This is a genomic window from Candidatus Zixiibacteriota bacterium (assembly GCA_014728145.1).
Lineage (GTDB): Bacteria > Zixibacteria > MSB-5A5 > JAABVY01 > JAABVY01 > WJMC01.
Genome location: WJMC01000241.1, coordinates 1 through 6,893 on the forward strand (window position 1 = coordinate 1; position 6,893 = coordinate 6,893).

The window sequence follows — 6,893 nt, forward strand, 5'->3', positions numbered from 1 at the left end:
AAGGGAACAGGTCAGCCACACTGGCGATAAATGTATTTTCGCGATTGTAGAGATTTTGTTCGTCCGCACGGCGCAGGAGGTTCTCGATCATCGGCGCTATCGAATTGGATGATGGAGTGATAGTAGCCGCCAGGAATATATCCTTGAACAGGTAGGCTGTGTTGCCTTCCAGACTGCTGTTTTTCAGATTGCCCCTGACCGCGTGATAATAGCTTTCCAGGTAACGGTCATAGAGTTCCAGAAGCAGATTTTTCAAGTCCGCTGTCTTCTCCTCGTTACCGGGATCACGACGGAGTCTTTCATAAGCCATCAGGTACTCGATCTCGGCGTTATAGTAATAGCTCTGAACCTTGAGCGCCAGAGAAGTATCCAGCTCTGACTTGATAGAGCTTTTAGCGGCCTGCAGATCCGACCAGTCGCCGTTTTTATAGTAGGCGTCGAGATGGTCGAGATAATCTTTGGCATAGTTCTGGGCCGTTGCCTGGCCGGCAAACACTACTGCCAAAAGAATAACCGCCGCGTTTCCAATCAGACAAAAAATCGTTTTGCGCATTACCCTACTCCTCATATAATAATTACAAATTTTCCAGACATTCTTCGTGCTTCAATAGTTTGCACAACTTACGGGTGACATCTTCGAACATGAATTCGACGTCGCCCACCTGCTTTTCTATATTCACCGGGACTTCGATAAAGCTCAGGTCTGAGAGCACCTTCAAGCGATCCTTGTTGATTTTGAGCACCAGCCATGTGTTCTTATGCAGAATCAACATGCGGTTATTTCCATCTCCCCGTTCGACTTTGAGCCAGTTGACACCGAAGTCACTGCGCGCCAGTGAGGCGGTCTGCCGTAAAAACAGCGACTGCGCGCAGAGTCTGAGACACAGGTCTACCATCTGGTAGTGATATGGATCCAGCTCCGAGTGCGAGATCTCCATTGAGGGAGCGTGCCTGACTTCAATATCACCGTAATCGTAGGAGCGCAATGTGTCATTGGAGATATCGGCCAGCACCTGGCGCACCGGTTCATTGGCCTGGCTGCGGTCGACCGTTTCCATGTTTTCGATTACCGGCGCGGTCAGTTTCGGCATATCTCTTTTGACCACCTGTTCCTGTTCCATATCTCGATTCACTTCAGCTTTGACCTCCCGCCTCTTTTCCATCGGCTGTCTGCGCATACGACGACGAACTTCTTCAGGGGCACGACGGTTACTTCTCTCGACAACCCTTCTGCGCACTTTCTTGGTCTCGACTTCCTTGGGAGGTTCCGGTTTCGGTTTTAGCTTCGGTTTTTTGATCTCCGGCTTTATCATTTCCACAGTGAACTTATTTTCAGAAATTGTTTCTTTTTCTTCCAGGTCAATGAAGAAATTGGGCGTCGATGATGACAGGTTGGATTTGAGAACGAATATAAAAACCACCAGCAGTCCCACAAGTATGAAGAACTTACCAGTCTCGTCACCTGTGCGCGTATACTCATTGACAAGGCATTTTTCTATCGGGTTTCCGGATATGACTGCTTCATCTTCGAGCCGGGCATCATCCGGGTTAAAAAACGACTGCATTTAAGATTCCTCTGTCCTGTAAACGAGATTGCAGGGATACTCCAATTGATTGCAGGCGGCCAGCGTGATCGCTATCAGCCCGTAATACGAGTAAACCGAGCTGTAGACATCGATCGTGGTCGAATCTGGCCGAAGGCCTTTGTCGTGAACGAAATCAGACAGCCTCTTTTTGAGGTACTTGAATGATTCCGGGCTCGACAACTGGCTTTTGCTCATCGAGAGATAGAGCGTATCCGGTGCTTCGGTTGATTCGTCTTTATATATGAGTGCCATGCGGCTCGTGTCCGAATTCTGAGTTTCCTCATAAATCTCAACCCTGACCGGTGAACGCTGGACCTCGGCCTGGCTTTTTGCCGCCTTGAAAGGCATCTCGATCTTTTCGAGTTTCTGAGCTCCCGAACCGATCATGATGAAAAAGAACAGCAGGATAAATGCCAGATCGGAAGCACCGATTATAAACGGCGTCATGTATTTGGATTTTACCTTAGCTGACATTTACCGGCCCCCTTGACATTACTTCGGGCTTTTCCTTTTTCTTATCATCTTCATTCTGATCGGTATCGTATCTCTCCACCAGGTTGCAGACCGCAAACGCCTTGAGGATCATGCGATCGTAAATCCTTTCAGTAATCTGGCGGGTAAAGTAGCTGAACAGTATCGCCGCGCCCAGATTCAAAAGTCCCCACAGGGAGCTGATCACTGCGACCTTCATACCAACAGCGAATTCCGGAGAATTAGTAAGCCCCGAGACACCGTTTTCAGACTGTGTAAAAATGAACAGGAGCCCAATCAACGTCCCGAAGAAACCAGCCGCCGGAGAGGTGGTTGAAATCGAATCGTAAAGTGAAGTCTCGTTTATGTTTTCGATCACCTTGTCAAAACGATTGCGCATGTGCAAATACAGATGATCATATTTTTTGGAATCATTGATTACCGAGGCGGACTGTTTCAGGACCTTCCAGAATGCGCATCCAAAGTGGCGCATATCCTTTACTTTGATATAGAACTGGTTCCAGTTACGTGGCCTGTCCTTAACGAATTCCTCCAGCGTCTTGTCGCTGGGGTAGTACTTTTTACGATTCATCGTAATCAATATGAAAGCGATGAACCGGGCGACTGTTGCCAGCGTCAGGGCAGTCAGGATGAAATAGACCACCGTCACGACCGTATGGTAGTTCTCGTGAACGAAATTGGCTAAATCGAACCCGATCGGATCAGTCTTGGCAACCTGTTCGTAGGCCTTGATTTTCTGGTAGGCTTTTGAACTCTCGTCGACATTTGCCTGGGCCAACTCGAGGCGGTTTTCGATCTTCTGCACAGAATTATTGTGCATCCCCCAGATAAAGAAGTAGGACAGGACCAGCACCACCGTCGTCACGCCGATCCAGATTAGAGTCTCCTTGCGATGCAATTTATAAGTTGGAGAACTCTCGTTTTTTTCATCATAGAATTCGGACATCAAAACCTCCCACAGTACTGTGGTTTCCTATGTTGAGCGCTTTTTATCAATGTGATTTTCCAGGCCGGAAACAACAATTCCGTAAGCCTGGTGACCCGCAAACTGATTTTATTCTTAATTTCCAAGCCCCTGCTCGATTCGGGTTTGAAGCCTTCCGGTGCTACTCAAACTGTAACGGCTCATTGCTTTAAGCGGTTTGACACCGGACGCTTTTTGGTAAATCTTTGCACAGTCTTATCACTTTGTTTATCGCCAAAATGAAACGATTTCTTTAGGGCTTTTTGAGGAAAAGTGAACCGGATTTAACTGTCTTGTATTTAATAATATAAGTGGAGTTGAAGGGCGTTATATGGGATTCACTGCAAAGCGCTGTCGGCGAGCACGTTTCCCTTTGAAAACGGAGTCTCGCAAAATGCAAAACCCGCCAGCACTCAAAATGCAGGCGGGTTATATTTTCATAAACAGCTAATTCCTACGGACAGTTGGCACAGGGTTCGGGACCAAACGCGAACGCATAATTCACAATATAGACCGCGTCAGATATATCAGCCTTGCCATCGCAATTGACATCGGCAGACTCGATCGGATCAGGTGCGGGAGCACTGGGATCGAAGAAATAATTCACCATGAAAACTGCGTCGGTAACATCCACCGATCCATCGCCGTTGGCATCACCACACATGAAATCATTGGGATCATAGACGGCGACACCGTCGAGAGGAGAGTACCCGGAATACTGGTTTTCAGCATCTTTGGCCCTGATTTTGTAGAAATAATCTCCAACCGGTTTGCCCGAGAAGGTTTTGGAAACATCCGGAGGATACTCGGTATAGACCGTTTCCATCTCAAATTTGCCGACCGTCTCGATATCGTCGACATAAAAACCTTCATCCATGACATAACCGTCGGTCGCATAGCTGAAGCGGATGACTATCGACTCCCCGGCATAATCGGACAGATCGAAGATCGCGTCGACCCATCCCGAAGAACTACCGGTGATACCATGACCATGGTTGTTGCCGTTGGGATTGAATGTCGTGGTGATATTTCCTTCAATGGTTTCAAAAGTCGTGCCGTCGGTGGAAACCTCCACGTACGCGTAATCCCAGTCAAGCTCGATATCATACCAGGTTTTGAATCTCAGGGTATCACCCACTTCGACCGGGAAGTATTTTGTGAAATCCATGTAATGATAGATATTGTTGGCCTGCTCTGAATAGAAACTGCTGGGGAAGGAACTGTAACGACTGCTCGAAATCGAGAAATTATTGTTGTTATCGCAGTAGTCGAAGTTTTCACCCGAGTCAACCGTTTCAGTGTAATTCTCGAGCTCCAGGAGTTCATATTCAACCGCCGGGTTGAGAGAATCATGGAAACTCCAGTTGACATCGTAATCAGTACCGAATTCGACAGAATCGAGTACCGACACAGTCGGCGGTAATGGCGGTTTCAGCTGGAAGACATTGCCAGCAATACGAGTAAGGAATTTGAGCGGGGCGATGTTTTCCTGCAACAGAGCCGGTATTCGATATGTAGGAGGCCAGAAACCGTCGGAGGAGCTTCCCACCTCGAAGGTAACCGCAAAGCTTTTGGGTTTAGTCGTCTGTTCTCCATAGGACCAGTCATCAGATGAGCCGTTGACCGGATAGAGAAGTTCCCAGGCTGTACCTGGTTCGTATCCGTTCATTGATTCGACAGTGTCTCCTATGGCCTGGAAGATATCATGATCCTCGGTGTAGATTGTTTCATACCCCCATGGATAGATTAATAAATTCGAATGTGAATGGTAATAAACAGTTATCACGAATTCATGGGCATTGTGGAACGCGCGCAGGTTCTGAGTTTCCGGTTCGGAAAATCCTGATGTTCCGCGATATGTATCACTGCTCGGATATGGTGATGATCCGGAGTTGTCATAACCCCATTCATAACCGAAATTACGGTTGAGGTCCACACCATAGGAGCCATCGCCGTTATTGCGACGATTCTTGCGCCACATCCCTCCGCCCAAAGGATCAGTATACTCATTGTGATAATAGCCATCCGGATTCACGCACGGGATAAACCATATCTGGCGATTATCGACCATCTGGGTGATCTCGGGATCGACACCATAGTTTTCTGTCAGGCTGTCGGCAAAATTGAGAAGCACCATCGGAGTAATAACTTCCCTGGCATGGATTGCGGCCGTGTAGAGCACCTCGGTTTCCGTCTCGGAACTGATCGGGTTGTCCGAAATCATGAAAGCATACATCTCACGTCCCTCGATAGTCTGGCCTATGGATATCTTGGGCGCGACGATATTGGGGTGATCAATATAGAGCTGATCGATCGCGGCTTCGATCTCGGAAAGAGTCATGTAACCACCCATATCTTTGGAAATATCGAGACGCGACTGGTAATGGCTGGTCAGGTCCTCGTGGACCACACGCATATTGTAGCCCTTTGACTGAAGCTTCGAGAACTGCTCCGATGTGGTAACTATTACGAAATAGTCGTCATGGCGTTCAACTATATCTAGCGCTTCTTTCTGCAGATCAACATAGTCCTGCTTTGAATCGAAATAGATTTCGACCTGCATATAGCTGTCGGATGCTGAAAGGTTCGAGGCAAACAGAAATGCAAAAGCTGTCAAAGCTATCAACAGTATATGATTATTGCGCATAAATCCTCCGGCTTGGCGAGTAGTTAGAATCAAAAAAAGAGCTAATACCGGTTGAAATATAACATTATACGGCTTTTTAGCAAGCCTAAACTGGCTTAGTATTACTCTCTTTTATCGCAGAATTTGCGGTTTGAACACGATAACCAGTTTTCAGAGTGACGACAAAAGCCGTTTTTTCGTTCTCGGAGGAATCGATTTCTACCGTTCCACCCAGCCCGTTAACCAGTTTTTTAACAATCGACAACCCCAGTCCGGTTCCCTGTTCCTTGGTTGTAAAAAAGGGCGAAAAGATCTTGTGTGACTGCTCTTTTTCGATCCCGGGACCATTATCAATAATTTTGATCACAATCATGTCCTGGCTGTTTGTATTTCTTACCAGGACGTCAACCTGCCCATTTTCAGGAGCGGCCTCGACAGCATTTTTTATCAGGTTGGTAAAGATCTGGTCCAGCGCCACCCTGTCGCTGGTGAATTCAATCGATTTTTCAGAAAAGTCATCTGTAAGAAGGACAGCTTTCTTTTTTGCCAGATTTCCGAGTTTTTGTATAATCTGTGTAAGAAGCTCCTTTAAATCCACATTTTCAGGAGTAAAAGCGACCGGGCGCGCGAATGTCAAAAAGCGTTTTAGCATAGTTTCGCAATTGTCGGCTTCGGTGCGGATCGACTCTGCAATCTGGCTGGTCTGGGAATCGCCCTCGGAAATTTTAGTCAGGTACTTGCCGTATCCGACAATCGCCATCATGGCGTTACGGAGTTCATGCGCCAGCCCTGCTGACATCTCCCCCACGGCCGCCATCTTCTCCTTGAAGGCGATTTCATTCTGGAGCTTGCGCACCTCTGTCAAATCAGCCAGAAGCAATATCGCGCCCACCATACGGCTGTTGTGATCGTAGACCGGTGAACCGGACAGGCCCAGAACTTTTTCCTCTCCTGTTTTCTGGATCAGCTTCTGCTCCATCCGTTCAACTGTTGATCGTCCTGTCATTATTGATCTGAAGGTATCCACGATAAAGGGGTAGCCAGCAAGAAGCTGTTCATAGTTTTCATCATTGGCTGAGAAATAATCGAGCTCGAGAATAGCCCGGGCAGAGCGGTTGAGATGGATTATTTTCCCCTGGCGATTGATTCCGATCAGGCCGGAGAGCATACTTTCGAGGATAAACTGATTGAAATGTTCAAGGCGGTCTGCACGCCTCTGTGAATT

The 6,893-nt window shown here is 47.5% G+C and carries 6 protein-coding genes; all 6 read right to left on the minus strand.

The annotated features are described in order from the left end of the window. Positions 1-553: hypothetical protein (locus GF404_13280; GenBank protein MBD3383151.1), on the minus strand; the 553-nt coding region annotated here is incomplete at its 3' end. A gap of 22 nt (positions 554-575) precedes the next feature. Next, complete coding sequence (locus tag GF404_13285) at positions 576-1,565, minus strand: hypothetical protein (GenBank protein MBD3383152.1); 990 nt, start codon at positions 1,563-1,565, stop codon at positions 576-578. Beyond that, on the minus strand, positions 1,566-2,060 hold the full coding sequence (locus GF404_13290) for a hypothetical protein (protein MBD3383153.1): 495 nt from the start codon (positions 2,058-2,060) through the stop codon (positions 1,566-1,568). Further along, positions 2,050-3,024, minus strand: a complete 975-nt coding sequence (locus GF404_13295) for a hypothetical protein (GenBank protein ID MBD3383154.1) — start codon at positions 3,022-3,024, stop codon at positions 2,050-2,052. The genes GF404_13290 and GF404_13295 overlap by 11 nt, the downstream gene beginning before the upstream one ends. Positions 3,025-3,496: 472 nt before the next feature. Beyond that, on the minus strand, positions 3,497-5,689 hold the full coding sequence (locus tag GF404_13300) for a hypothetical protein (protein ID MBD3383155.1): 2,193 nt from the start codon (positions 5,687-5,689) through the stop codon (positions 3,497-3,499). 85 nt (positions 5,690-5,774) lie between these two features. Further along, on the minus strand, positions 5,775-6,893 hold a 1,119-nt coding region (locus GF404_13305), incomplete at its 5' end, for a PAS domain S-box protein (GenBank protein MBD3383156.1).

Coding starts and splice junctions, on each gene's coding strand:
- GF404_13300 (MBD3383155.1), bottom strand. CDS start 5,689: ATGCGCAATAATCATATACTGTTGATAGCTTTGACAGCTTTTGCATTT.
- GF404_13295 (MBD3383154.1), bottom strand. CDS start 3,024: ATGTCCGAATTCTATGATGAAAAAAACGAGAGTTCTCCAACTTATAAA.
- GF404_13290 (MBD3383153.1), bottom strand. CDS start 2,060: ATGTCAGCTAAGGTAAAATCCAAATACATGACGCCGTTTATAATCGGT.
- GF404_13285 (MBD3383152.1), bottom strand. CDS start 1,565: ATGCAGTCGTTTTTTAACCCGGATGATGCCCGGCTCGAAGATGAAGCA.